Source organism: Hoeflea sp. IMCC20628, assembly GCF_001011155.1.
Taxonomy (GTDB): domain Bacteria; phylum Pseudomonadota; class Alphaproteobacteria; order Rhizobiales; family Rhizobiaceae; genus Hoeflea.
Genome location: NZ_CP011479.1, coordinates 3,484,015 through 3,507,245 on the forward strand (window position 1 = coordinate 3,484,015; position 23,231 = coordinate 3,507,245).

General features: G+C 57.1%; 20 protein-coding genes and 1 pseudogene. 13 read left to right on the top strand and 8 right to left on the bottom strand.

Going from position 1 to position 23,231, the window contains the following annotated elements; translation table 11 throughout:
• Positions 1–21 precede the first annotated feature (21 nt).
• Complete coding sequence (locus tag IMCC20628_RS16445) at positions 22–369, top strand: Hpt domain-containing protein (protein ID WP_047031115.1); 348 nt, start codon at positions 22–24, stop codon at positions 367–369.
• A 171-nt stretch (positions 370–540) separates the two neighbouring features.
• Here IMCC20628_RS16445 and IMCC20628_RS16450 read toward each other — a convergent pair whose 3' ends face one another.
• Complete coding sequence (locus tag IMCC20628_RS16450; protein ID WP_047031116.1) at positions 541–927, bottom strand: response regulator; 387 nt, start codon at positions 925–927, stop codon at positions 541–543.
• 116 nt (positions 928–1,043) lie between these two features.
• Complete coding sequence (locus tag IMCC20628_RS24325) at positions 1,044–5,396, bottom strand: CHASE domain-containing protein (protein ID WP_052766473.1); 4,353 nt, start codon at positions 5,394–5,396, stop codon at positions 1,044–1,046.
• A gap of 309 nt (positions 5,397–5,705) precedes the next feature.
• On the opposite strand from IMCC20628_RS24325, the gene IMCC20628_RS16460 reads away from it, so the two are divergent.
• The 4 genes from IMCC20628_RS16460 to IMCC20628_RS16475 all read left to right on the top strand — a co-directional run bounded on the left by IMCC20628_RS16460 (position 5,706) and on the right by IMCC20628_RS16475 (position 8,993).
• Positions 5,706–6,839, top strand: a complete 1,134-nt coding sequence (locus IMCC20628_RS16460) for an aminotransferase class V-fold PLP-dependent enzyme (protein WP_047032676.1) — start codon at positions 5,706–5,708, stop codon at positions 6,837–6,839.
• Between the two features lie 232 nt (positions 6,840–7,071).
• On the top strand, positions 7,072–7,947 hold the full coding sequence (locus IMCC20628_RS16465; RefSeq protein WP_047031117.1) for an amidohydrolase: 876 nt from the start codon (positions 7,072–7,074) through the stop codon (positions 7,945–7,947).
• Positions 7,948–8,058: 111 nt separating this feature from the next.
• Complete coding sequence (locus IMCC20628_RS16470; RefSeq protein ID WP_156174541.1) at positions 8,059–8,604, top strand: invasion associated locus B family protein; 546 nt, start codon at positions 8,059–8,061, stop codon at positions 8,602–8,604.
• Between the two features lie 5 nt (positions 8,605–8,609).
• The gene (locus tag IMCC20628_RS16475; protein WP_052766474.1) at positions 8,610–8,993 is read left to right on the top strand and encodes a hypothetical protein; all 384 of its coding nucleotides are present in this window, start codon (positions 8,610–8,612) and stop codon (positions 8,991–8,993) included.
• Between the two features lie 72 nt (positions 8,994–9,065).
• Here IMCC20628_RS16475 and IMCC20628_RS16480 read toward each other — a convergent pair whose 3' ends face one another.
• The gene (locus tag IMCC20628_RS16480) at positions 9,066–9,566 is read right to left on the bottom strand and encodes a GNAT family N-acetyltransferase (RefSeq protein ID WP_245307805.1); all 501 of its coding nucleotides are present in this window, start codon (positions 9,564–9,566) and stop codon (positions 9,066–9,068) included.
• A gap of 129 nt (positions 9,567–9,695) precedes the next feature.
• Here IMCC20628_RS16480 and IMCC20628_RS16485 point away from each other — a divergent pair, with 129 nt between their 5' ends.
• Positions 9,696–10,973, top strand: a complete 1,278-nt coding sequence (locus IMCC20628_RS16485; protein WP_047029005.1) for an IS66 family transposase — start codon at positions 9,696–9,698, stop codon at positions 10,971–10,973.
• Positions 10,974–11,003: 30 nt separating this feature from the next.
• Positions 11,004–11,765: pseudogene (locus IMCC20628_RS16490) on the top strand (transposase); the annotation flags it as partial.
• Positions 11,766–11,785: 20 nt separating this feature from the next.
• Here the strand turns inward: IMCC20628_RS16490 and IMCC20628_RS16495 are convergent.
• From IMCC20628_RS16495 to IMCC20628_RS25175, 3 genes are all read right to left on the bottom strand, one after another.
• Positions 11,786–13,861 carry an inverse autotransporter beta-barrel domain-containing protein gene (locus IMCC20628_RS16495; protein ID WP_047031119.1) on the bottom strand — a complete coding sequence of 692 codons (2,076 nt, stop codon included), beginning with the start codon at positions 13,859–13,861 and terminating at the stop codon, positions 11,786–11,788.
• 713 nt (positions 13,862–14,574) lie between these two features.
• On the bottom strand, positions 14,575–15,018 hold the full coding sequence (locus tag IMCC20628_RS16500) for an Lrp/AsnC family transcriptional regulator (RefSeq protein ID WP_245307806.1): 444 nt from the start codon (positions 15,016–15,018) through the stop codon (positions 14,575–14,577).
• A 10-nt stretch (positions 15,019–15,028) separates the two neighbouring features.
• The gene (locus IMCC20628_RS25175) at positions 15,029–15,217 is read right to left on the bottom strand and encodes a hypothetical protein (RefSeq protein ID WP_156174542.1); all 189 of its coding nucleotides are present in this window, start codon (positions 15,215–15,217) and stop codon (positions 15,029–15,031) included.
• 50 nt (positions 15,218–15,267) lie between these two features.
• On the opposite strand from IMCC20628_RS25175, the gene rocF reads away from it, so the two are divergent.
• The 5 genes from rocF (at position 15,268) to IMCC20628_RS16525 (ending at position 20,476) form a co-directional block, all read left to right on the top strand.
• Entirely contained in the window at positions 15,268–16,191 is a 924-nt protein-coding gene (gene rocF, locus IMCC20628_RS16505; RefSeq protein WP_047031120.1) for an arginase, read from the top strand.
• Positions 16,192–16,231: 40 nt separating this feature from the next.
• Entirely contained in the window at positions 16,232–17,284 is a 1,053-nt protein-coding gene (locus IMCC20628_RS16510; RefSeq protein ID WP_047031121.1) for an ornithine cyclodeaminase, read from the top strand.
• 66 nt (positions 17,285–17,350) lie between these two features.
• Positions 17,351–17,833, top strand: coding sequence for a YaiI/YqxD family protein (locus IMCC20628_RS16515; protein ID WP_047031122.1), 483 nt, complete (start codon positions 17,351–17,353; stop codon positions 17,831–17,833).
• A gap of 125 nt (positions 17,834–17,958) precedes the next feature.
• Positions 17,959–18,894 carry a LysR family transcriptional regulator gene (locus IMCC20628_RS16520; protein ID WP_047031123.1) on the top strand — a complete coding sequence of 312 codons (936 nt, stop codon included), beginning with the start codon at positions 17,959–17,961 and terminating at the stop codon, positions 18,892–18,894.
• A 223-nt stretch (positions 18,895–19,117) separates the two neighbouring features.
• Positions 19,118–20,476 (top strand): nucleobase:cation symporter-2 family protein, encoded by a 1,359-nt coding sequence (locus tag IMCC20628_RS16525; protein WP_047031124.1) that lies wholly within the window; start codon positions 19,118–19,120, stop codon positions 20,474–20,476.
• 86 nt (positions 20,477–20,562) lie between these two features.
• Here the strand turns inward: IMCC20628_RS16525 and rpe are convergent, their stop codons facing one another.
• Complete coding sequence (rpe, locus tag IMCC20628_RS16530) at positions 20,563–21,225, bottom strand: ribulose-phosphate 3-epimerase (protein WP_047032680.1); 663 nt, start codon at positions 21,223–21,225, stop codon at positions 20,563–20,565.
• 189 nt (positions 21,226–21,414) lie between these two features.
• Between rpe and IMCC20628_RS16535 the strand changes: the two genes are divergently transcribed.
• Positions 21,415–21,807: a VOC family protein gene (locus tag IMCC20628_RS16535; RefSeq protein WP_245307807.1), complete on the top strand. Its 393-nt coding sequence runs from the start codon at positions 21,415–21,417 to the stop codon at positions 21,805–21,807.
• A 30-nt stretch (positions 21,808–21,837) separates the two neighbouring features.
• Here IMCC20628_RS16535 and IMCC20628_RS16540 read toward each other — a convergent pair whose 3' ends face one another.
• Complete coding sequence (locus IMCC20628_RS16540; RefSeq protein ID WP_047031126.1) at positions 21,838–23,052, bottom strand: mandelate racemase/muconate lactonizing enzyme family protein; 1,215 nt, start codon at positions 23,050–23,052, stop codon at positions 21,838–21,840.
• Positions 23,053–23,231 lie beyond the last annotated feature (179 nt).

Consider the following 23,231-nt stretch of genomic DNA (forward strand, 5'->3'; position numbering starts at 1 on the left):
CACAACAAGGAAACCCGACCTATGGCCAGCCAACCAAAGAGCGTCGACAAACTGGACCAGTTGCCGGATGAGGCACAAAACCGGATTGCGCAACTGCGTCTTCTCTTTGTTGCGCGATGCAAGGAAAACCTGATTCAAATCAGGCAGGTTCTGGACGACCGAGCCGCCGCCAACGGGCCGATGACGCAGGATCCTTCACTGATCAAACTGGCTCATTCCCTTGCGGGCGCATCGGCGATTTTCGGATATAAAGACCTCGGTCGCACTGCGTTCAAGCTTGAATCGACACTGCGGGAAGTCAATTATCCAGAGGCAGACTTCACCCAGGCTGTCGAAGATCTGATTGAACAACTCACCGCGCTCGACTGAAAACACCTGACTGGATAAAGCAGTCCTATAGCGGTCAACGCAATCACGCGGACACCAACCGTTGCTGGCCTGGTTCCTCGGTGGCAAGGCATGTCGAACTGATCATGCATGAATAGGCTCGCAATATAGCGACGCCCCCGGCCAACCGAATGCAAGTGCCGCCGCCCCTTTTCAGCCATTGATCGTTGCAAACAGTTCTCTTGTCTGCGTGGCCAGGGTCATTGGATCAAATGGTTTGGAAATCACACTTACAGCACCCAGAGCCATAAATGTTTCGATGTCTTCCGGCTGGGTTCTCGCCGTTATGAAGGCCACCGGTATGGACGCGCTGACCGGGTCAAGCCGCAGACGAGCCAAGGTTTCCGGTCCGTCCATCCCCGGCATCATGACGTCAAGCAGGATCAGATCCGGCAGCCATTCCTGAACGACGGACAACGCATCCGCACCTGACGCAGAGGTCCTGAGTTCGATATCGGAATCCAGCTCAAGCGCCATGCCGGCAATTTCGCGGATATCATTTTCGTCGTCCACGTAGAGGATTTTCAAAGATTCAGCCATGGGATGTCTTTCGTGTTCGTAGACTCTGGGGCTTGTTCGGGACGCCTGGGATGTCTGCCGGGGTCCGGCTCTACAGAAGATGCGTTTGTCACCATCCTCGCACGTGGGTGGGTCCCTTACGCCGCCATCAGGCTTTGTATTTTCTTGACGATTTTCGCCTCCGAGGCCCGCGACTTCACCATCACCGAGGCGACCGATTGTTTGACGGCGTCAGACACTTCCGAGGCTGACAGGATCATAACCGGAACTGGGAGTTCGACAAGACCGGACAAGGTGTTGAGAAACTCAAGCCCCGAGCCATCCGGCAATCCCAAGTCCAGAACAATCAGATCGAATTGCTTGGAGCGTAACAAGACTTCAGCGCTTTTCAGTGTCGTCGCCGTGACAACGGTGGCGGTGCCCTGCAGATAGGTTGCCAGCACCCGGCTCAGATCCTCGTCATCCTCGATATGGAGTAGCGTCGGCACATCACGCTGACGATAATGCAGCAGGGAGCGTCGGCCATCATCCGGTTCAATCGTTTCCGCCAAAACTTCCTGGGTCGGAATCGGAAAATCGATCCAGAAAGTGGTGCCCTTGCCGGTTTCTGTTTCGAAACCGATCACTCCACCCATTCGCTCGACAATCTGCTTGCTGATGTGAAGACCCAGGCCGCTGCCGCCTTTGACCCGTGTCGAGGAGGAATCGCTTTGCAGGAATTTCCCAAAGATTTGCGGGCGGAATTCTTCGGGAATTCCTTCGCCGTTATCCTTGATCACAACACGGATCAGATCCCCGTTCCGGTGGGCCGAAATTTCCACCTGGTCGTCCCTGCTGGAGAATTTGGCGGCATTGGAGAGAAGATTTGCCATCACCTGCGCGAACCGTTCCGGATCTGCGTTGACAGCGAGGTCCGGATCAATTTCTGAAATTTTGATGGTCACACCGAGATTGTCCGCATAGGGCTGATTGACATCAACCGCCTGCTTGAGAAGCGACGCCAGTTCCTGCTGCTTCATGTCAAACCGCATCTGGCCGGAGGCTATCTTGTCAATGTCGAGAATGTCATTGATCAGAAGCGTCAATCGCTCGCAGTTCTTGTGAGCGATATCTATCAGGCGGAGGGCCTTGTCCGGCATTTCCTTCGACATCGCGCCCATGACCAGGCCCAGCGCGCCACGAATGGATGTCAACGGAGTGCGCAACTCATGACTGACGATGGACACGAAATCGGATTTCAGGCGCTCGATTTCCCTACGTTTCGTCAGGTCTACGATAACACCGAGATAGCCTGTGGTCTGGTGGGATTCATTGCGCAAAGCAGTTACTGTTAGGAGAACAGGAATACGCGTCCCGTCCCTGTGAATGTAGGTCCATTCGTTTTCATCGATGCCGTTTACGTCGACATTTTTGGTGAAAGTCTCAAAGTCAGCGCTGACCGGAAAGCCAAGCTCCGCCGAGAGCACACGAGAACGCTCCTCGACTTCGGACTGATCGTGCCACAACGCCGGGGATTGCTTGCCAACGATTTCTTCGGCCGAGTAGCCCAATGCAGTTTCGGCCGCCTCGTTGAAGACCATGACCTTGCCGTCCATATCGGTCGCGATAATCAGATACTCGGTACTGGCCATGACCGCGGATTTGAGCGCATTGGACTCACTTAGAGCGCGGGCCGCCGCCACGGCTTCGCTGGTATCGCGAAGAGTGCTGACCAACATGCGTTTGCCATCAAGACGCATCTCATTGACGGAGAGATCTACCGGGAAGATCGAACCGTCCTTGCGCCGGGCGGACATTTGCTGGCCGGTACCGATTGCCAGACCTTCACCGCTCTTCAGGTAATGGTTCATGTAATCATTGTCAGTCGGCATCAGCATATTGACGTTCTTGCCTACAACTTCTCCCTGCGCATAGCCAAAGAGCCGCAGTCCCGCCGGGTTGATGGATTCAATCGTGCCTTCGGAACCAATGGTCAACACCCCGTCCAGGACGGTATTCATCACCGTCGAATTCCGGGTTGATTCCTGCTTGATGCGTTCGTTGGACTCTTGCAGATCCGCTGTCTTCAGCCGTGACAAAAGCGTCATGTGCGCGGTCATGGCGGTCAGAATCGAAATCAGAAGACCGGCGATCAAAGCGGCGTCCGGCAGCAGGGACTGCTGCGACTTCAGGAACTGCGTTGTCGGAATGATTTGTATCGACCAGAGCTTGTCCGGGATTTGTATCGTGCTTTCAAGCGCCCAAGGCCTGGCAATCGACTGGTTCAGATTGCCGAACTCACGTTGGACATCACCGTCATAGGTAATCAGAAACTGGTAGCGGTCGAGTGTTTCGGGAAGAATCTCATTGCTGAAAAACTCGCTCACCGAGAATATCGCGGCAAGGTAGCCAGCCGAGGCGCCCTTCGCGTTGAGCGGTAAATACGCAGTGAAAGCGCGCTCTTTTGCGGTCAACCGGATTGGAGGGCCGATTATGGGGATGTCCTGCTTGACCGCCATGGCTGCCAAATCTGCTTGCGAGGCGTCCATGATGGCATCAACCCAGACCGACCGATCATTCCGCGTCGATTGCTCGGATTCCACCATCTGACCTTTTTCATTGATCCACGCAACGGCCCGGAGGCCAGCGAGATCGTCAATATAGTTTCGTGCATCCACTTGCCATAAATGCACCGGACGATCGGTGGCGGTCTCCATCCTTGAGGCCATGCGTTTCAATGCCAGCATTTTCGCTTCGGTTTCGGCGGTGATGAGCAAATCAATCTTGCTGATTTCGCTGCTGATCATGGCCTTGAGATGAGCCTCCTCCTTGTCATCGAGAGCGCGATAAAGCGACACTGATCCCACTGCCAGCACTGCAAACACGACACCTGGCAGCAACAACGCCTTTCTGCCATAGGCCCTATCCGCAGTTCCTGACAGGCGCGCGGTGGTGACAAACAAAAACAGGCCTGACAAAAAGGTAATCAGAAGGCCACCAGACAGGATCAGAATCGGGTTGTTGCTGCGCCAATCTTCTTCAAACCCGAGAGTGCTCTCCCAGACGATCAGCCACTCCTGCTGCATGATCTCAACATGCTCGCTCTTGGAAAAAGTTGGAACATGCCCACCCGCGCGGGACTTGTTGCTCTCATATATCAGCGTATCGACATCTTCCTGGACATTGTCGTAGACACGCAGACTGACTGTGTTGCCCTGGCTCTTGGTCAGTTCCCGCATGAAGTTTTTGGCGATGAACGGCGCATAGATCCAGCCATCGAAAAGTGCCCATTTTTCAACTGACGATCCAGGCTGAAATCCATCCCGGTACATGGGATGCAACAGCAGGAAACCGGCCGTTTTCTCCTCGTCCTGTACGAGAATAATGCGTTTGGTGATGGCAGGTTTTCCGGTAAGCTTCGATAGATCGGCTGCCTGCTTCCGGTTTTCTTCAAAGGCTATGTTCAGTCCCAGCGCCTGCCGGTTGGCATTTTCCGGCTCGATGTAAGTGATGACATAGCGAGCTTCGTCGGCCTCTTCGGGATGAATTGTAAAGTTTTTGGCCCCATCCGCGTGGGTGGTCCGCACGAACTGATCTACCCCGTTCGGCGCCAGCGATGAAATCCATCCCAGGCCATTGATGCCGGGAAAATTCTTCTTGATATCCAGCACATCAACATAGCGCTTCCACTCATGGCGATTGATGGTGCTCGAACCCTGGAAATAGGCAACGCCGCCCAGAAGTGCATTCTCATAGGAATTAATCCGGCTTAAAAGTGCCTTCTTGCTCTCCAGCGCCAGTGCTTCAAACTGGATCTTGCCATTGTCGTGGGCTGCCTCGGACGAAATCTTCCAGGCATAGAATGTCAAACCGAGAGGAATCAGCAGTAACAACATTGCCGTGACTTGCAGATTGCCCAAAGTTTTACCGCGCCAGGAAAGCCTCTGCGGCCCCCCCGGGGCTATCAGCACCAGTGGCAAGAACACGATGATGCCAAAAATGCCGCCCGTCCACCAAGTCTGCCAGTTATCCAGGACCTTCTCGGCTGGCAGGGCGCCAGAGAAATACAAGGCGGCGACACCAATTGTCGGCGAAACCAGACAAACCACCGGCCCGACAGCGAAGAACAGAACCAACACGTCGCGGATACGATTGAAACTCAGCGGAATACCAAGCAATCGCCTGACCAACGCATATCCCACCAAGGCCTGAAGAGTGGATCCCGCAGCGATCACCAATGCGCTCAGGGCCTTTGCCTGATCCAGGCCGGTTTCGGCTGAATAGACGCCTGCCCCATAGACACTGATAAGGACAGAACCGAGAAAAATGCCAGGCCAGAGGCGCCAACCGTAAAGAATCATTGCTCCAAGAGCTATTCCCGACGGTGGCCAGATGACCGTGGCGTAGCCAGGCGGAACGGCCAGCGACAAGCCTAGTTGCCCCGAACCAAAGTAAACCACGGCGACCAAAAGCATCTTTGCCAGAAGCACGACATTCCGATTTTGTACCATATTGAGATATTTACCTTGGTTGGCATTTCCGCCAAGGCTGCAAGAACCCAGACTGCTTCAAACTGGTGTTTTGTTGTTAAAGTTCCCTTAGTGCGCGCACCCGATAAATCGCATCAGAATTGGTACTGCCCCGACATTTTCCGGTGACGCCGGCATGAATATCTTCAAAATGATGGGGGTGGAGCGACACATTTGATGGACATTCGACACGCTGCCTTCTGCTTTGTGACTTCAATGTTGCCAAAAACAGGCCTATAGCGTGGGGCAATCCTGTGCATGAACCGGCATTTGAGAAGAGGAGTTATGGACATGAATATGACAACGTCACCAGTGGATCCTGATGGTCTCATGGAGTTTTCAGTGGTCTTTACCGATCGCTCGCTCAACCATATGTCCAAGACGTTTCAACGCGTCATGACCGATCTCAACGCCATGCTGTGCGAAGTCTATCAGGCCGAAACCGCCATCATCGTGCCGGGCGGCGGAACCTTCGGCATGGAGGCCGTTGCCCGCCAGTTTGCCACCGACCAGAAAGTGATGGTCATCCGCAATGGCTGGTTTTCCTATCGCTGGACGCAGATCTTCGACATGGGCGACATTCCGTCAGAAACAGCGGTGATCAAGGCCACGCAGGTCGGTAACGAAAGCACCTCGGCTTTTGCCCCCCAACCTATTGAAGTGGTTGCAGCCAAGATTCGCGATGAGCGTCCAAATGTTGTCTTTGCACCGCATGTGGAGACCTCATCAGGTGTCATCCTTCCGGACGATTATCTCAAGGCCATTGCCGAAGCGGCCCACGATGTGGGCGCGCTGTTTGTGCTCGATTGCATTGCCTCGGGCAGCATATGGGTTGATATGAAGACAACCGGCGTCGATGTGCTGATTTCCGCACCGCAAAAGGGCTGGAGCGCATCGCCATCGGCCGGTCTTGTCATGCTGAGCGCCCGCGCGATCGAGCGGCTCAATGAGACCAAGAGTTCAAGCTTTGCTGTGGATTTGCGCAAATGGCACGACATCATGCAGGCCTATGTCGGTGGCAGTCACGCCTACCATTCGACAATGCCGACCGATGCCCTGTTGGTGCTCAGAGACCGGATGATCGAAACCCGTGACTTCGGCTTTGATCTGGCCCGCGACCGGCAGTGGGAGCTTGGCACCAAGGTGCGGGCATTGCTTTCCCGCAACGGCTTCAAACCTGTCGCAGCTCCAGGGTTCGAGGCGCCAGGCGTTGTTGTGAGTTACACAAAGGATCCCGAATTTCAAAACGGCAAGAAGTTCGTGGCACAGGGCATGCAGATCGCCTCCGGTGTGCCGCTGATGTGTGACGAACCTGCCGATTTTCGAACATTCCGCATCGGCCTGTTCGGACTCGACAAGCTTGGCGATGTCGACGGCACCGTGGCCAGGCTTGAAACCGTTCTCGACACACTCGCGGCGGGCTGAGTTCAAACCGTAAGCGGACGACAACCTTGAACGACCGCGCATTCAGTTTGATGCGCGGCCGGCCCATGGTTTTGACGCGCTCTTGTGCCGCTTCACGCCGACATGCGGCAACAGCCTGTGTCGGAGCCGGCTCAAGCGCCGCGCAATTTCCTATTTGAACATTTCATTTCCCTGTGAAACTATTTGCTGCGGCCGGGTTTGCCGGAAGCCGTCTTTTCGAGGAGGCAGCAGCATGATCGTCGACACCCATTTGCATGTGATTGATCCGTCGGTACTGGAGTATCCCTGGCTTGCAAGTGTGCCTGCACTTAATCAGCCATGGTCCTACGAGGCTTACGCACTGGAAGCCCGACGCGCCGGCATCTCCCGCACGCTGCATATGGAGGTCGACGTCGCACCGGACCATATCGAGGACGAAATCAGCAATGTCGCAACCCTCGCCGCCTTGCCTGGCAGCCTGATCGTTGGAGCAATCGCCTCCTGCCGGCCCGAGGATCAGGGTTTTTCTGCCTTTTTAGACCGGGTGTCGGGCAATCCGCTGGTCAAAGGATTTCGCCGCGTCCTTCATGTCATGCCGGATGAACTCTCAGAACAGCCGCTGTTTCGCGAAAACATTGCCCGCCTTTCTGGAACCGGCCTGACCTTCGATCTTTGCGTGCTGCCGCACCAGTTGCCCAAAGCCATTGCCCTGACCGACCTCTCGCCTGACGTGCACTTCATTCTCGATCACTGCGGCGTACCCGACATCAAGGGCGACAGCCGACAGCCATGGCGCGACAACATGGCGGAGATCGCCAAACGCCCGAATGTAACCACCAAGATTTCTGGGGTTGTCGCCTATGCCGACCCCGAAAGCTGGATCGCCGACACCCTGCGGCCCTGGATGGAGCACACGGTCAATTGTTTCGGATGGGACCGGGTTGTCTGGGGCAGTGACTGGCCGGTGTGCACGCTTGGGGGCGGTCTTCTGGCCTGGGTTGCGGCTACGCATGCGCTTCTGGAGGGCGCGAGCTCTGACGAGAAACAGAAACTGCTCCGTGGCAATGCCGAACGGATCTGGTCTCTCGGGGTTGAGACCGGAATTCCAACCCACCATAACCATGCCTGAAACCTGCTGCGGCAAGCAGAGTATACTGTAGCTCTGGCTTGAAAGATTTCATCGGCGATGTAATAAGTTGAATTGTATATTGCCAGATAAAATGAACCGGGAGTTTCATTCTTGACCCTTAAATATCTGATGACAAGCGGTCGCGCGGCGATCCTGGTGACGGGCTTGGCCTTGTCGATGTCGGCAGCCTATGCGCAAACCACCGATCGTCCGGCGGCAGCAGCAGCGGCCCAGACCTCGAAGAACAATTGGGCGGTCAATTGCGGCACGGGTGAAACCGCAGAGGCACCGCTTTTGTGCCAGATGATGCAGAATGTTGTTGTTCAGGAAACCAACCAGCGGCTTCTCACCGTTGTCGTGCGCCCACAAAAAGACTCCGCCAATCACACCCTGACCCTGGCATTGCCGCATGGCGTTGACTTCATCAAGGGCGTGGAAGTGCAGGTGGACGAAAAGGAAGCCTTCAACGTTCCGGTGCAGACCAGCAATGGCCAAGGTGCATTTTCGAACCTCCCGATCAGCGACGAACTGCTTGCCGATCTGAAAGCCGGTACATCCGTGAAGTTCACCTTTCATGCTGTATCGGGGCAGACCTTTGCCGTGCCGATCAGCCTGATCGGCTTTTCGACAGCCTATGACAAACTGTCCGCCGGCTGAGCATTATGACTGGCGACATCAAGGGCGGGTTCAAGGATCAGAACTTTTTTGACAAAAGTGTTGCTCTGGACGGCTCGTCCTTCGTCAATTGCGTGTTTTCGAAATGCACCATGATCTATTCCGGAGGCGAGGTTCCGACGCTGTCGGGATGCCGGTTTGACGACTGCGGCTGGCAATTCGGCGGCGATGCGGCCAACACGATCGCTTTCCTGTCCGGCATGTATCGCGGCGGCTTCGACCGGCTGATTGAATCGACGTTTCACGAGATCCGGCGCGGCGCGATTATCAGCCAGCCTGCCCCGCCAAGCCCAGCTAAGACCGGCGCGTCGGCTGCAGCCAGGTTCCTCAAACCCTTGCGGATTTTCCGAATACCTAAACAGGAACAGTGATCATCGTGCCCGTCGGCCAGGACAGCGACGGGGTTCGCCACGAGGCCGTGTTCTTCTGATAACACCAAGCTGTCAGGCCGGCGGTTGCCATCGCAACAGATCGTAAACGCCCTTGTCCTCAACCGTCTCGAAGCCAAGCCGCTTGTAAAGCCGCATCGCCGGGTTGGTCTTCTCGACATGAATGCTGACCGCCTTTGACAACCCCGCGGCTTCATCCATGACATCGCGGAGCAATGCCGAGCCGACCCCCTGTCCGCGCGTGTCAGGCATCAAGGCGATGTCGATGATGCGGTGTTCACTCGGCCACTGTTCCAGGTAGAGCCGCCCAATGGGCTTTCCGGCCCGTTCCAGCACAAGCCACAGGGCATCGGGGTAGTGCTCGCGGTAATGGGCGTGCTGGGCCTGAAACTGCATCTCCAGGAATGTGGCCTTCTGCTCGTCGCTCCAGGGCCAGGGCGCCAGTTCGTCCTCGCGGGTGGAAGCGTAAAGCGCGGAGAGGAACCCGAGATCTTCGGTCGTCATCGACCGGCATGTCAGCCCCAGCGCCTCGGCCCGGTGATAACGAGGGACCACAGGACTGTTTCCCCCGCAGTCCTGGTCTCCACACTGCGCGCTCCCCGCCAGATGCTCTGATGCTTCACCCATAGAATGGTAATTACCCACCCCCTTGCCATGCACCACAATGTCTGAATCCATGATGATATGGATCGGACTGATTTGCAGCAGCTGAGCAAGGACGAATTGATCGAGATGGTGCTTCGGCTCCAACGGCCTGCCAAGGATTCTCGGACGTCTTCCAAGCCGCCCTCTACGGACAAGAAAGAGAAACGCGTCAACTCACGACCGGGTGGAGCCAAGCCCGGGCATGAACCCCACAATAGGGTGCTGGCGGATTTTGCCGACATGTTTCGCGATCATGAACCGACCGCCTGCAAGAGATGCGGCCATGCGTTTTCCGGTGATGATACGATGGTGCTGGCCGGGGCCTATGACGAGATCGATATTCCTGCGATCCGTCCTCATGTCACCCGGCATCGGCGTTTTTCCTGTCATTGCCCGCAATGCGGCACGACGACAAAAGCCACCGCACCTGCCGTGGCAACCGCAACGCCGTTCGGGCCAGGCATTCACGCGCTGGCGATCTACCTCAAGAGTTTCCATGCATTGTCTTACGAACGCCTGAGCGGTGTGTTCATGGATATCTTCGGCCTCCATGCGAGCGAGGGCGCGATCATGAACATGTTTGCCCGCTCCCGTCCGAGCTTCCAGGCCACAGCACAGGCCGCCAAGGCCAGCCTTCGAGCCGCCCGCGTTGTCGCCAGCGACGAAACCGGTGTGCGTATTGAGGGCACAAATGCCCAACACTGGGTTTTTCATTGCAAGGATGCCGTTGTCCACCAGCCCGATTACTCCCGTGCAGCACGGGTCGTTCACGAGACCATGGGCGGCCATGTCCCCGAGGTATGGATATCTGATCGGTATTCAGCCCAGCAATCTCACGGCCATCGACATCAAACCTGCCTTGCACATTTGGCGCGTGATACAGCCTTTGCGCTGGAACATGGCGAGGATGATCTCCCTCTTCGCTTCCAGCTTTGGTTTGGCCGTGTGTTTGATTTCGCCAGAGCCATAAGCACATTCGCTGCGTCTACCGTCGCAAGCAAGAAGCGCAAATTCGATAAACAGCTTGCCGGGCTTCTATGCGCCCCGACTTCATGCGACCTGGCCCAAAAGCTCCAGGCCAAGATCGGGCGGGCCCGCGATCAGCTGCTGACGTTTTGCGACTATCCCGGAGAAGTCGATGTCACCAACAACACATCTGAGCGAAAGCTCCGTCCATGGGTCATTCAGCGAAAGGTGACAAACGGATATCGCGCCATGTGGGCCGCCCAAGCCGAAGCGAACATACGCACGACAGTCGATACCGCACGCCTCAAAGGCGCAAACCCCTTCCAGGTCATCGCATCCGTCCTGGCATAGGCCGGTAGAAGAACCGGAAATCACGAATTCAGGGGTGGGTAATTACTGAACATGTTTGCCCGCTCCCGTCCGAGCTTCCAGGCCACAGCACAGGCCGCCAAGGCCAGCCTTCGAGCCGCCCGCGTTGTCGCCAGCGACGAAACCGGTGTGCGTATTGAGGGCACAAATGCCCAACACTGGGTTTTTCATTGCAAGGATGCCGTTGTCCACCAGCCCGATTACTCCCGTGCAGCACGGGTCGTTCACGAGACCATGGGCGGCCATGTCCCCGAGGTATGGATATCTGATCGGTATTCAGCCCAGCAATCTCACGGCCATCGACATCAAACCTGCCTTGCACATTTGGCGCGTGATACAGCCTTTGCGCTGGAACATGGCGAGGATGATCTCCCTCTTCGCTTCCAGCTTTGGTTTGGCCGTGTGTTTGATTTCGCCAGAGCCATAAGCACATTCGCTGCGTCTACCGTCGCAAGCAAGAAGCGCAAATTCGATAAACAGCTTGCGGGGCTTCTATGCGCCCCGACTTCATGCGACCTGGCCCAAAAGCTCCAGGCCAAGATCGGGCGGGCCCGCGATCAGCTGCTGACGTTTTGCGACTATCCCGGAGAAGTCGATGTCACCAACAACACATCTGAGCGAAAGCTCCGTCCATGGGTCATTCAGAGAAAGGTGACAAACGGATATCGCGCCATGTGGGCCGCCCAAGCCGAGGCGGATGTACGCACAACCGTCGATACCGCCCGCCTTAAAGGCGCAAATCCCTTCCAGGTTATCGCATCCGTCTTGGCGTAGGCCGACATCAAGGCCCGAAATCATAAATTCAGGGGTGGGTAATTACCCGAACCGCCAGTGTTGCCGTTCAGCGAGATCGCATTGGCAGCGTTGTTCTGGGTAATCGTACCGTTGTAGTTCACCGTGGCGGTGCTGCCATCCACGCTGAAGGCCATTCCCGTTGGCGACAGGATCGCCGTATTGGCGCCAAAAGTGAATGTGCCGGACGAGCCGCCCAGAATATCAATGCCAGCGTCGCCGCCATTCAAATTGGAAGCGCCGTTGAAATTGTAGGTGCCATCGGCATTGTTGAACTGAAACCCTGTACCGTTGGTGCTGCTGATTTCTGCATCAGAGGTCAGGGTGCCGGAATGACTGTTGAGCACTTCAATGGTTGCGCCAGCCCCCGATTGGGTCAGCGACGAAGTGCTGTCAAATGCGGCGTTGAGAGAACCGCCATCAATGCTCAAGCTGGTTCCGCCGGTGCTCACCACATCAACATTGGTGAAGCTGGCGGAGCCCGTGAGATTGGTAAGTACAATGCCGGGATTGGCGCCATTGTTCAGGGCTGCATCGGTCACGCTGATCACCGCAGCAGAATTGGCAAAATCCAAACCGCCGCCTGTGGTGATAACGTCATTGATCGTGGCCGATCCGGTAAATCCGCTGCCGGTAATTCCCGTCACGGAATTGGTGGTCAGGCCGGCAATCCTGGTGTCGGCAAAATGACCAATATTGATGCCGGAGACGATTGGCCGCCCGCCAAGACTGGTGATGATCAACACACTGCTGGCCGAATCGGGCAGGATCACCGTGGCGCCGTCACTATCGCCCGCACCAATCACCTGCTGTCGATCACTGTTGAGCGTGAACACGCTGCCGATCGCACCGGCGACATCTACCGGCAGGAACGTGTCGCCCGCACCGGCAAGTCCCTGGGCGGTGACGAACTCGCAGGCATTGGCGACGCTGGAGCAGTCATCCGCCCCCCGCCCCGTGTTGGCGACAAAAAACGCCTGAAGTGTTTCACCGCTCTCCGCATCCGTGACTGGCGCCAAGGTCTGAACCGTGCCGCCTTGCACCACCGGCGTAACGATATCATCATCGCGGTACACCCGCCGTTTCATCAGCCGGTCCAGACCGCTCAGTTGCCGCTCGTCCTCGACCGACTGGCTGGCGCCACCGATCGGCATCCGCAAACGGACGATACCGCTGGCTTCGGTGCCGCGCACCTTGTCGGTGCGAATTTCGCCGCCAAAACTGAGTTTGGCGCCATCAAACCCAAAGGGATCGTCGATCTCGACTTCGGCGCGGAAGCGAGGCCCTTCCACAAGGGTATTTCCGCGTTCAAATCGGAAATACCCGGCGTTCAGTCGGATGGCTACTTCGGAAAAATCAACCTTGACGCCGGCTTCGACATCAAAGCCCGGCAACGCCCGCTCAACCAGATCGGTGCCGACATTGACGATGTTGAAGCCGTCCAACGCGACGCCGCCACCTGTTACGCCGACCACATATTGTTTTCCGGATGGCAAGTAGGCGTTGGCGCGGAATTCCAGGTGCTCGGTGATCAGCTCGGCGCCAAGCGTGCCCTGATAGAACATATTGTCATAGGCAGTGCGGCGGGCATCAATAAACCCGTAAACCCCGAAAATAGCATCGGTTCCGAAAAAGCCGCCAGGCACTATTTGCCGGTAGCCGAGCCCGAAATTGCCCTCCTGCACATCACCAGTCCAGGCCGAGGCGCGCAAGTCGGTGAACAGCATCGAATCCTGGGTCTGCACCAACGGCGCAAACAGATTGACCTGACCCATGCTGCGGCTGCCGGGCGCAACGGTAAACTCAACATGCGGATGCCATTTCTTGCCGCCGGCGAGACCGTCTATGCCGGGAACAAATTTCCGGGGCGGCGCGGTAGCAGCCCCATAGGAATGGTCGAGAAGGACCCCGAGATTGTCATCCATGTCCTGCTGCGAAACCGCATAGCTGGCGTCGGATGTCTCCAGCTTTGACGCCTTTACAGGCTTGGAAACCCTGGCAGCCTCAGGCTTTTTGGCTAAATCGGTATCACCACGGAGATTTTTCCATAGGTCTTTCGCTTCTGTAGCCGAGGTCATCCCTGCCGAAATAGTAGCAAGGGTCGCAGTCAGACACGAAGAGCATGCGAGTCTGTTTCGAAAATGAAACACGTTTTCCCCCAACGAAACACTGGCATGCCCGGTGGCTGAATCAATAGAGCATCGCCTTTGTTTTTACTGACCATATCTTAGGGTTGAATTCAAGCAGGTATTCCATTTGCAGCAAAACAGAATCTTGAATCTGTCACCAACAGGCAACATCCTTTAAGTATATAATTTGATTTCGCCTTTCCTCATACAGATTTTGCTATTGAATCCTATAATGATTTTAATGAGATTCCATCAGTCCGCGGAAATTGCTTCCAATTCAAACCGAAACGTTGCCCTTGGTTCTGCTTTTTGCAGCTCATCTACAATTTGCACAACCATAGATACTACCGAATCTTCAGTTTTCTCAGATGTAAAATTGGTTAACAAACTGTTAGTAAATGAAAATTCACGCACAATTTTGAATTTCGGCGAATAAAAGCGGTTTCTGTCCAGATGCGCATCGCGTGATGCCGGATCAACATGATGCCCACTGAACCTTCAGATCAGCATGTTGTTGTCGAGCAGCGCTCTTGAACCCTCTGCGGCGGATCTGCCTGGTTTTTCAGCGACAATTCCACAGCATCGTTCGACTGACTGACAAAAATCCGTCTCAGCCCATGAAACCAATGCGGCAGAATGCGTCTTACCAATCCGACGATGCTCTAACGCCGGGTCGACGGTCGACGCGACGAGAGGATCAGATTGGTCTCGCTTGAGGTAATGCCGTCCAGCTTACGTATACGCACCAGGGTATCGTCAAGCTGCTGCAACGTATCGGTCGCCAGCTCAATGATCAGATCCCAGCGACCATTGGTCGAATGCACCGCCTGAACGGCGGGCAAGCCCTGCAATTGGGAGATGATCCGTTCAGTTCCCCGCCCCTCGATGCAGATCAGGGTCAGCCCCCTCACCGGCGCGGCGGTGACGTCGGCTCGGGTCAGGACAGAGAAGCCGGCAATTTCGCCGCTGGCGACAAGGCGCTCAATGCGGCTGCGCACGGTGGCGCGAGCCAGTTTCAGCATGCCTGCAAGATCGGAGATCGAGGCCCGCCCGTCGCGCCGAAGTGCAGCAATCAACCGAATGTCATTTTCATCCAAAGGAGACATTGTCTCTTGCCTATCTGGTTGGGTGGTTTTCCGATTTGATCATAATTGGATTAATCCCTTGTGCAAATAGCCAAGTCATTTGTTCCATACCCCGAAATCTGACCGCAAAAATGCGCGCCAGACCTTCATCAATTGCCAAAATGGAAATTGGGACTGCCACAAGTGGTGTTTTCACCGCTGGAACGGCAAACATTCCCATTCAAACCGCCATCAAGCTCTGCGAGGGTCTGGTTGAATTGAGGAAAACCGATGAACCAACATTGTATTCTGGTCGGCGCGCCCGTTGACAGCGGCCAATCCAATCCCGGTTGCCTGATGGGACCGGCGTCCTACCGTGTGGCCGGACTGGCTGCCACGCTCGAGGACCTTGGCTGCACAGTTGATGACCGCGGCGATGTCGCACCGTGTTCGCCGACAGCCGCCAGCAGTCCCAACCCGGCGATACATCACCTCCCCGAGACAATCGAATGGACCAAAGCGCTGGCTTCGGCTGCGCAGGAGGCCATGGCTGCAGGATTTCCGATTTTCCTCGGCGGCGATCACAGCCTTTCGCTTGGCACAGTGGCGGGGGTCGCGGCTCACGCCCAACAGCAGCAGCGGCCGTTGTTTGTGCTCTGGCTCGACGCCCATAGCGATTTTCATACGCCGATGACTACGCGCTCGGGCAATCTGCACGGCACACCGATGGCCTACATTGCCGGACTTGGTGAGTTCGATGCATTTCCGGCCTTCCCCAATCCGGTCCCCGCCGACCGTATCTGCCTGTTCGGCATCCGCTCGGTTGACACGGACGAACGCAAGGCGTTGCGTGCGCATGGCATCACCCCGGTCGACATGCGCGAGCTTGATGAACGCGGAATTGTTGCACCGCTGAGCGGCTTTCTGGATCAGGTCCGCGACGCCAACGGCTTGTTGCATGTCTCACTTGATGTCGATTTCCTCGACCCGGCCATCGCGCCGGCTGTCGGGACAACTGTTCCCGGCGGTGCGACGTTCCGCGAGGCCCATCTGGTGATGGAAATGCTGCATGAATCACAGCTTGTCAGTTCGCTCGACCTGGTCGAACTCAACCCGTTTCTCGACGAACGCGGACGCACCGCACGCCTGATGGTCGACCTCACCGCAAGCCTGATGGGCCGCAAGGTGTTTGACCGGGTCAACAGGGGTCTTTGAAGTTCGAAACAGCTGCCATTTTCACGACTGGAGACACTCAATGACACCCCCTTCCCATCTGGCCTATGTGCCGTTCATCAGCGTCGAGAACATGATGAAGCTGGTCCACTCCATCGGCATCGAAACCGTGCTGAAGGAACTGGCCGACGCGATCGAGCATGATTTCACCCGCTGGCCGCTGTTTGACAAGACACCACGCGTCGGCAGCCATTCCGATGTTGGGGTGATCGAACTGATGCCGACCTCGGACGGCGATCTCTACGGCTTCAAATATGTCAACGGCCATCCGTCCAACACCAAGCAGGGCCTGCAAACCGTCACCGCCTTCGGTCTGCTGGCGCAGGTTTCATCCGGCTATCCTGTGCTGCTGTCAGAAATGACGGTGCTGACGGCGCTGAGAACCGCGGCGACCTCTTCCATGGCGGCGCGGCATCTGGCGCCAAAAGGCTCTAAAGTCATGGCGCTTATCGGCAATGGTGCGCAGTCAGAGTTCCAGGCACTGGCTTTCAAGGCCGTGGTCGGAATCGAAGAAGTTCGGCTTTTCGACATCGATGCGAACGCCACCGCGAAATGCGCCCGCAACCTTGCCGGCTCCGGTCTCAAGGTCACATCTTGCAAGTCTTCCCAGGAAGCCATGGAAGGTGCGCAGATCGTTACTACCTGCACCGCCGACAAGCAGTATGCCACCATCCTGACCGACAACATGATCGGCGACGGTATTCATATCAACGCCATTGGCGGCGACTGCCCCGGCAAGACCGAATTGCACAAGGACATTCTCTTGCGTTCGGAAATTTTCGTCGAGTATCCGCCACAGACCCGGATCGAAGGCGAAATCCAGCAAATGCCCGAAGACTACCCTGTGACCGAATTGTGGGAGGTGATCACCGGCCAGGCGGAAGGACGGAAATCAGCCTCGCAGATCACCCTGTTTGACGGCGTCGGCTTTGCCATCGAGGATTTTTCGGCTCTGAAATATGTGTATCAGCGGGCGCTGAAAACCGGCCATTTCCTGCAGCTCGACATGATCGCCGATCCGGACGATCCGCGTGACCTGTTTGGCATGCTGGCGCGCGCCGGCGAGCCTGCTTGAACCGGAACAGTTCCGATTGGCTCCAAACATCTTGGCTAAGCAGGCGGCACGGGCTATTGGACGGGCATGACCAGTCCAGACCCCGATATCCCACCGATCCGCCTGCTTGTTGATGCCGACGCCTGCCCGGTGCGCGAGGAATGCGTCAAGGTGGCGCTGCGCCACGGTATCAAGGTGACCTTTGTTTCCAACAGCTTCTTTCGGATCGAGACTGACCCGCTGGTGGAGCGCGAAATTGTGCCCGGCGATTTCGACGCTGCCGATGACCGCATCGTCGAGCACGTGACAAAGCGGTCCGTGGTGGTAACGGCCGACATCCTTCTCGCCGAGCGCTGCCTGAAGGCAGAAGCGGCAGCTGTGATGAGCCATACCGGCAAGGCGTTCACACATGATTCCATCGGCATGGCAGTGGCGACGCGTTCGATCATGGCCGACCTGAGAGCCGGCGGTGCGCAAGTCGGTGGGCCGGCGCCCTTCGTCAAGGCCGACCGATCCCGCTTCCTCTCCGCACTTGATCTGGCTTTGGTCCGGTTAAAACGCCACGGCTGACAGGGTTTTCGGCAGCGAACATTTTCACCGCGATCAAGTCAATCGACCTGGGCTTCTGTTTTTTCTCGACAATCATCGCTTTGCGCGATCAACTGCTCCCAGAAGCATATCGGGGGATATAGATCATGGCCTATGTGGACACGCTCAAGACATTTGTACGCGTGTATGAACTGGGCAGCATGTCGGCTGCAGCGCGGGACTTGCGGGTTTCCGCCGCGGTTTCGTCAAGCCGCATCTCGGACCTCGAAAAAAGCCTCGGCGTCCGGCTGTTCAACCGCACCACACGCAGTTTGCGCGCCACCGCGCATGGCGAGTTGTTCTACAAGGGCGCGATCAAGATCCTTGATACGATCCGTGAAGTCGAAGGCGGCATTGCCGAAATCACCGCCCAGCCGAAAGGCACCCTGTTTGTCTCGGCGCCACTTGCAATGGGCAAGAAACTGGTGGCGCCGCTGATTCCGGCGTTCAAGGCTGAATATCCCGATATCAATGTCCGGCTCCGGCTGTCGGATCGAAAGGTCGATATCGCCCAGGAAGGCCTCGATGCCGCCTTTGTGCTCGGGCCGCTGCCCGATTCCGACCTGCGGGTGCGCGCGATCCATGATTTCGAGCGTGTGCTGGTCGCTTCACCGGATTATATCAAACAACACGGCATGCCCCGGGATGGCGACGAGATCATATCGAACAAGCACAAGTGCCTGTTGCTGCGCTATCCCGGCGCAACCGAGTTTTACTGGAATCTGATAGTCGACGGCGAGATCCGTGGATTCCACCCGGAAGGATCGCTGGAAAGCGACGATGGCGACGTGTTGACTGCATGGGCGCTCGCCAGTTGCGGCATTGCCAGCAAGACCCGCTATAATGTTGCAAGTCAGCTTGATGCGGGCACTCTGGTCGAAGTCGCGACTTCAACGCCAGCAACGCCGCAACCGTTTTCCTGTCTGTATCCGCACAAGCGGCTGCAGGACCCGAAGGTCAAATTGTTCATCGATCACGTGATCAAGGGCATCCGCACAGAGATAGACAACGCGGCAGCTTCAACATCTTCAGGAAAAATTTGAAAGCAGAGTGCATTTTCTTTGACTACTGTCCGGCTTGACCGACAGTCTCTGCATATGATGGCATGGGACTTGCTTTGAAAGTGGGGCGACGGCTGGGGATAAGGGAAAACGCTCGCTTCAGTCATTGGAAAGTCTGGAATGGCCGGCAATTCAGCCGGTTCGCGGCAATTGGGGGCGGCGAACCGGCAAGACAATCGCCCCCTGGGGAAAAGGACCTGATTTAATGGCCGACACATCGATTGGAACCGCAGAACAATTGCGGGATCCGAATTACACACCACCGCTTGCCAAAGCCATACCGCTGGGGATCCAGCATGTGCTGGCAATGTTTGTCTCCAATGTGACCCCGGCAATCATTGTTGCCGGTGCTGCCGGCATCGGCTTCGGCTCGGATCAGGGGGCACTCGGGTTCCCCGACATGACCTACATGATCCAGATGTCGATCCTGTTCGCCGGTATTGCCACGCTGCTGCAGACCATCGGCATGGGCCCGGTCGGCGCACGCTTGCCAATCGTTCAGGGCACCAGCTTCGCCTTCGTTCCGGTGATGATCCCGGCTGTTGCAGGTCTTGGAACAGCTGGCCTCGCCGGACTGATGACCGGCGTGATGATCGGCGGCATTTTCCACTTCTGCCTCGGCTTCTTTGTCGGCCGCATTCGCTATGCCCTGCCACCGCTCGTGACCGGCCTCATCGTGCTGATGATCGGTCTGGCGCTGGTCAAGGTCGGCATTCAATATGCTGCCGGCGGCGTTCCGCTGATGGGCAAGCCGGAATTCGGAAGCCTGGCGATGTGGATACCTGCGCTGGTGGTGATTGTCGTCACCCTGGCAATCAAGTTCTTCACCCGCGGTTTCGCAGCCGTTGCAGCAGTGCTGATCGGCATCATCGTCGGATATATCGTTGCACTGATGATGGGTCAGGTGAACTTCGGAAACCTGGCGCGTGCCAGCTATTTCGCACCACCGATCCCGTTCAAATGGGGCTTTGAGTTCAACTTCGCCATTGTTCTGGGCATGTGCTTCATGGCCATTGTGTCAGCCATCGAAACTGTTGGCGACACCAGCGGCATCACCAAAGGTGGAGCAGGTCGCGAAGCCACCGACAAGGAAATCGAAGGTGCAACCTTCGCCGATGGTCTCGGCACTGCGGTTGCCGGCGTTTTTGGCGGCCTGCCCAACACCTCGTTTTCGCAGAATGTCGGCCTGATCGCCATGACCGGTGTGATGAGCCGTCACGTGGTGACCATCGGAGCATTGTTCCTGATCGTCTGCGGCTTCATCCCGAAGATCGCCGCAATCATCAACACGGTTCCGATCAATGTGCTTGGCGGCGGCGTCATCGTCATGTTCGGCATGGTCTGCGCCGCCGGCGTCAGCATGCTGTCCGACGTCACATGGAACCGTCGCAACATGGTGATCTTCGCAACCGCACTGTCGATCGGCCTGGGCCTGCAGATGGTTCCCGAAGCGCTTCAGCATCTCGGCAAGACTGCCCAGATCCTGCTGACCAGCGGCCTGCTGCCTGCAGCGCTGATCGCCATCGTGCTCAACCTGGTGCTGCCTGAAAATCTCGACGACTGAGATCGGCACCAGGACTTAATAAAAAGCCCCCGGTTTGCGCCGGGGGTTTTTTGTTGGAACGAAGCCGTTATGGCTGCTTGAAATCCTTATACGGACTGCCGAATGGCGGTGATGTTTTTGGCCCAATCGGCCTCGCCCGCGCCATTGAAGACGGCGGATCCAGCAACCAGTACATCGGCACCGGCAGCGGCCACCAGGGGGGCGGTTTTGGTTGTCACGCCGCCATCGATCTCGATGTGGATAGGGCGATCGCCAATCATCTTCTTCACCCGCGCCACCTTGTCGACGACGGACGGAATGAAGGCCTGGCCGCCGAAGCCCGGGTTGACGGTCATCAACAGGACCAGATCAAGCCGGTCGAGCACATATTCAATGACGCTTTCAGGCGTCGACGGGTTGAGCGACACGCCAGCCTTCTTGCCCAGCGCCCGGATTGCCTGCAATGAACGGTCAAGATGTTTGGTCGCTTCGGCGTGAACCGTAATGATGTCGCAGCCGGCGTCGGCGAAAGCCTCGAGATAGAGGTCGCACGGCTCGATCATCAAATGGCAATCAAAGACTGCCTTGGTGCGCGGGCGCACGGCCTTGATGATGCCGGGGCCAAAGGTGATGTTGGGGACGAAATGACCATCCATCACATCGAGATGGATCCAGTCGGCACCAGCGCGCATGACGCCTTCGATGTCGTCGCCGAGGCGGGAGAAATCAGCGGACAGGATGGACGGGGCGATCAGCACGGGACGGGTCACGATGGGTTCCTCGACGTTGGGGCGCAAGTGGTCGGCATCAGGCCGGCCCGGGCCATTTGCTGCGGTTTGCCCGAATTGCTGCACCGAGGTCAAGCGTGGCATTGATCAAGCCTGTGCAAAGCCCTGCGACCTCTTGCCCGAATCATGACGTGGCAGGCAGTCTGGAACTGCCAATATCAGGAGCCCGCCATGACCAGACCGCCGATCAGCCATTCCATCGTTTTCACCTACACCAGCGATCTCGAGCGCGGCTCACGTTTTCTGCGCGAGGTGATGGAACTGGATTTCGTCGTTGATCAGGGCGCCTGCCACATCTACCGGCTGACACCGCTGAGTTACATTGGCGTCTGTAATCTTCCCGACCGGCCGCAAGGCACCGCGGGGGTGACGCTGACCATCGTCTCGCCGGATGTCGATGGCTGGCGAGACTTCCTCGAGGCCAAGGGCGTAACCTATGTCAGCGGCCCCGAGCACAGCGACGAATTCGGTGTCTACAGCTCGTTGTTTCATTCACCTGATGGCTACAGGGTGGAAATCCAGAGTTTTGACAATCCGGATTGGGACAAGGGCAGCATCGGATAACGCTGCCCTCTCATAGCTGGAAGGGGACAATCAGAACCGGATCGGTTCGCGGGTCATTTCCAGATGCAACATGTCACCGCTCCAGGGGTTGGCTTCGCAGACCGCCTCGTCGAGCTCGACGCCCAGGCCCGGCTCGTCTGACGGAATCACATAACCGTCGTCCCACTCGATTTTCTTCTTCAGCAATTCGGCGTGGAAGCCGTCCCAGGTCTTGATCGATTCCAGCACCAGGAAATTCGGCAGCGTCGCCGCAAGCTGGATGTTGGCGGCGGCGACCAGCGGTCCGCAATAGCAATGCGGCGCGATCTGGATGCCGAAGGCCTCGGCCATGCCGGCGATCTTCTTGGTTTCGAGAATTCCGCCCGAGCGACCCAGATTGGGCTGCAGGATGGCAGCGGCACGGGCCTCGATGACACGGGCGAATTCGTGCTTGGTCACCAGCCGTTCGCCGGTGGCAACCGGTATAGACGTGGCGCGCGCCACTTCCGCCATGGCGGCAATCTGGTCGGGCGGCACCGGTTCCTCGAACCACAGTGGGTCGGCGGACTCAATGGCGCGGGCCATGCGAATGGCGCCAGCGGCTGTGAACTGACCATGCGTGCCAAACAGGATATCGGCGCGGGTGCCAACGGCTCCCCGGACGGCGCGGACCATGCGGGCGCACAGATCGATGTCGGTCAGCAACGGCTGATGGCCGCCCTGAACCCGGTAAGGACCAGCCGGATCGAACTTGACCGCGGTAAACCCTTGACGCACGGCCTCAAGCGCTGCGGCTGCTGCCAGCTCGGGATCGTTGTAGACGTTCTTGGGTGTGTCGGTCGCCAGAGGATCGGCGCTGCCGCTGGCCGGATAGAGATAGGTGTAGGAGCGAAGCCCCTCATGCACCCGTCCGCCAAGCAGTTTGTGCACCGGCTGGCCGGCTTCCTTGCCGATAATGTCCCAGCAGGCCATTTCCAGCGCCGAGCAGCAGGCCATCATGGTCATGTCAGGGCGTTGCGAGAAGCCGGAGGAATAGCAAAGCCGGAAGAAATTCTCGATGTCATGCGGATCGCGGCCGACCAGATAACGTGAAGCCACATCTTCGATCAGCTTTGCGGTCAGGTGCGGATCAAAGGCGGCGTCATAGGCTTCGCCGTAACCCACGACGCCGCCGTCAGTGGTCAGTTTGACAAACAGGAAGTAGCGTCCGCCAGTTTGTGGCGGCGGATTGGCAACGACAAAGGTCTTAACGTCCGTGATTTTCATGGCACCCTCCGGCAATTCAACTCATTTGCGCGCAATCGATCAGGTATAGACCGCAAAATCCAGTGCGTATGAACCCACAGCCCAAAAATGGCTCTTGGAATACAAAGCTCTAACAGAGGGCAAGCACCGGGCAAGCTTGGCCTGACAGGCTGGGGGCAGCTAAGGCCTCATGCGAAGAA

Coding starts and splice junctions, on each gene's coding strand:
- IMCC20628_RS16515 (WP_047031122.1), top strand. CDS start 17,351: ATGACCAGTCCAGACCCCGATATCCCACCGATCCGCCTGCTTGTTGAT.
- IMCC20628_RS16500 (WP_245307806.1), bottom strand. CDS start 15,018: ATGTCTCCTTTGGATGAAAATGACATTCGGTTGATTGCTGCACTTCGG.
- IMCC20628_RS16460 (WP_047032676.1), top strand. CDS start 5,706: ATGAATATGACAACGTCACCAGTGGATCCTGATGGTCTCATGGAGTTT.
- IMCC20628_RS16525 (WP_047031124.1), top strand. CDS start 19,118: ATGGCCGACACATCGATTGGAACCGCAGAACAATTGCGGGATCCGAAT.
- IMCC20628_RS16495 (WP_047031119.1), bottom strand. CDS start 13,861: ATGACCTCGGCTACAGAAGCGAAAGACCTATGGAAAAATCTCCGTGGT.
- IMCC20628_RS16540 (WP_047031126.1), bottom strand. CDS start 23,052: ATGAAAATCACGGACGTTAAGACCTTTGTCGTTGCCAATCCGCCGCCA.
- IMCC20628_RS25175 (WP_156174542.1), bottom strand. CDS start 15,217: ATGGGAATGTTTGCCGTTCCAGCGGTGAAAACACCACTTGTGGCAGTC.
- IMCC20628_RS16465 (WP_047031117.1), top strand. CDS start 7,072: ATGATCGTCGACACCCATTTGCATGTGATTGATCCGTCGGTACTGGAG.
- IMCC20628_RS16475 (WP_052766474.1), top strand. CDS start 8,610: ATGACTGGCGACATCAAGGGCGGGTTCAAGGATCAGAACTTTTTTGAC.
- IMCC20628_RS16510 (WP_047031121.1), top strand. CDS start 16,232: ATGACACCCCCTTCCCATCTGGCCTATGTGCCGTTCATCAGCGTCGAG.
- IMCC20628_RS24325 (WP_052766473.1), bottom strand. CDS start 5,396: ATGGTACAAAATCGGAATGTCGTGCTTCTGGCAAAGATGCTTTTGGTC.
- IMCC20628_RS16450 (WP_047031116.1), bottom strand. CDS start 927: ATGGCTGAATCTTTGAAAATCCTCTACGTGGACGACGAAAATGATATC.
- IMCC20628_RS16520 (WP_047031123.1), top strand. CDS start 17,959: ATGGCCTATGTGGACACGCTCAAGACATTTGTACGCGTGTATGAACTG.
- IMCC20628_RS16535 (WP_245307807.1), top strand. CDS start 21,415: ATGACCAGACCGCCGATCAGCCATTCCATCGTTTTCACCTACACCAGC.
- IMCC20628_RS16485 (WP_047029005.1), top strand. CDS start 9,696: ATGGATCGGACTGATTTGCAGCAGCTGAGCAAGGACGAATTGATCGAG.
- IMCC20628_RS16445 (WP_047031115.1), top strand. CDS start 22: ATGGCCAGCCAACCAAAGAGCGTCGACAAACTGGACCAGTTGCCGGAT.
- rocF (WP_047031120.1), top strand. CDS start 15,268: ATGAACCAACATTGTATTCTGGTCGGCGCGCCCGTTGACAGCGGCCAA.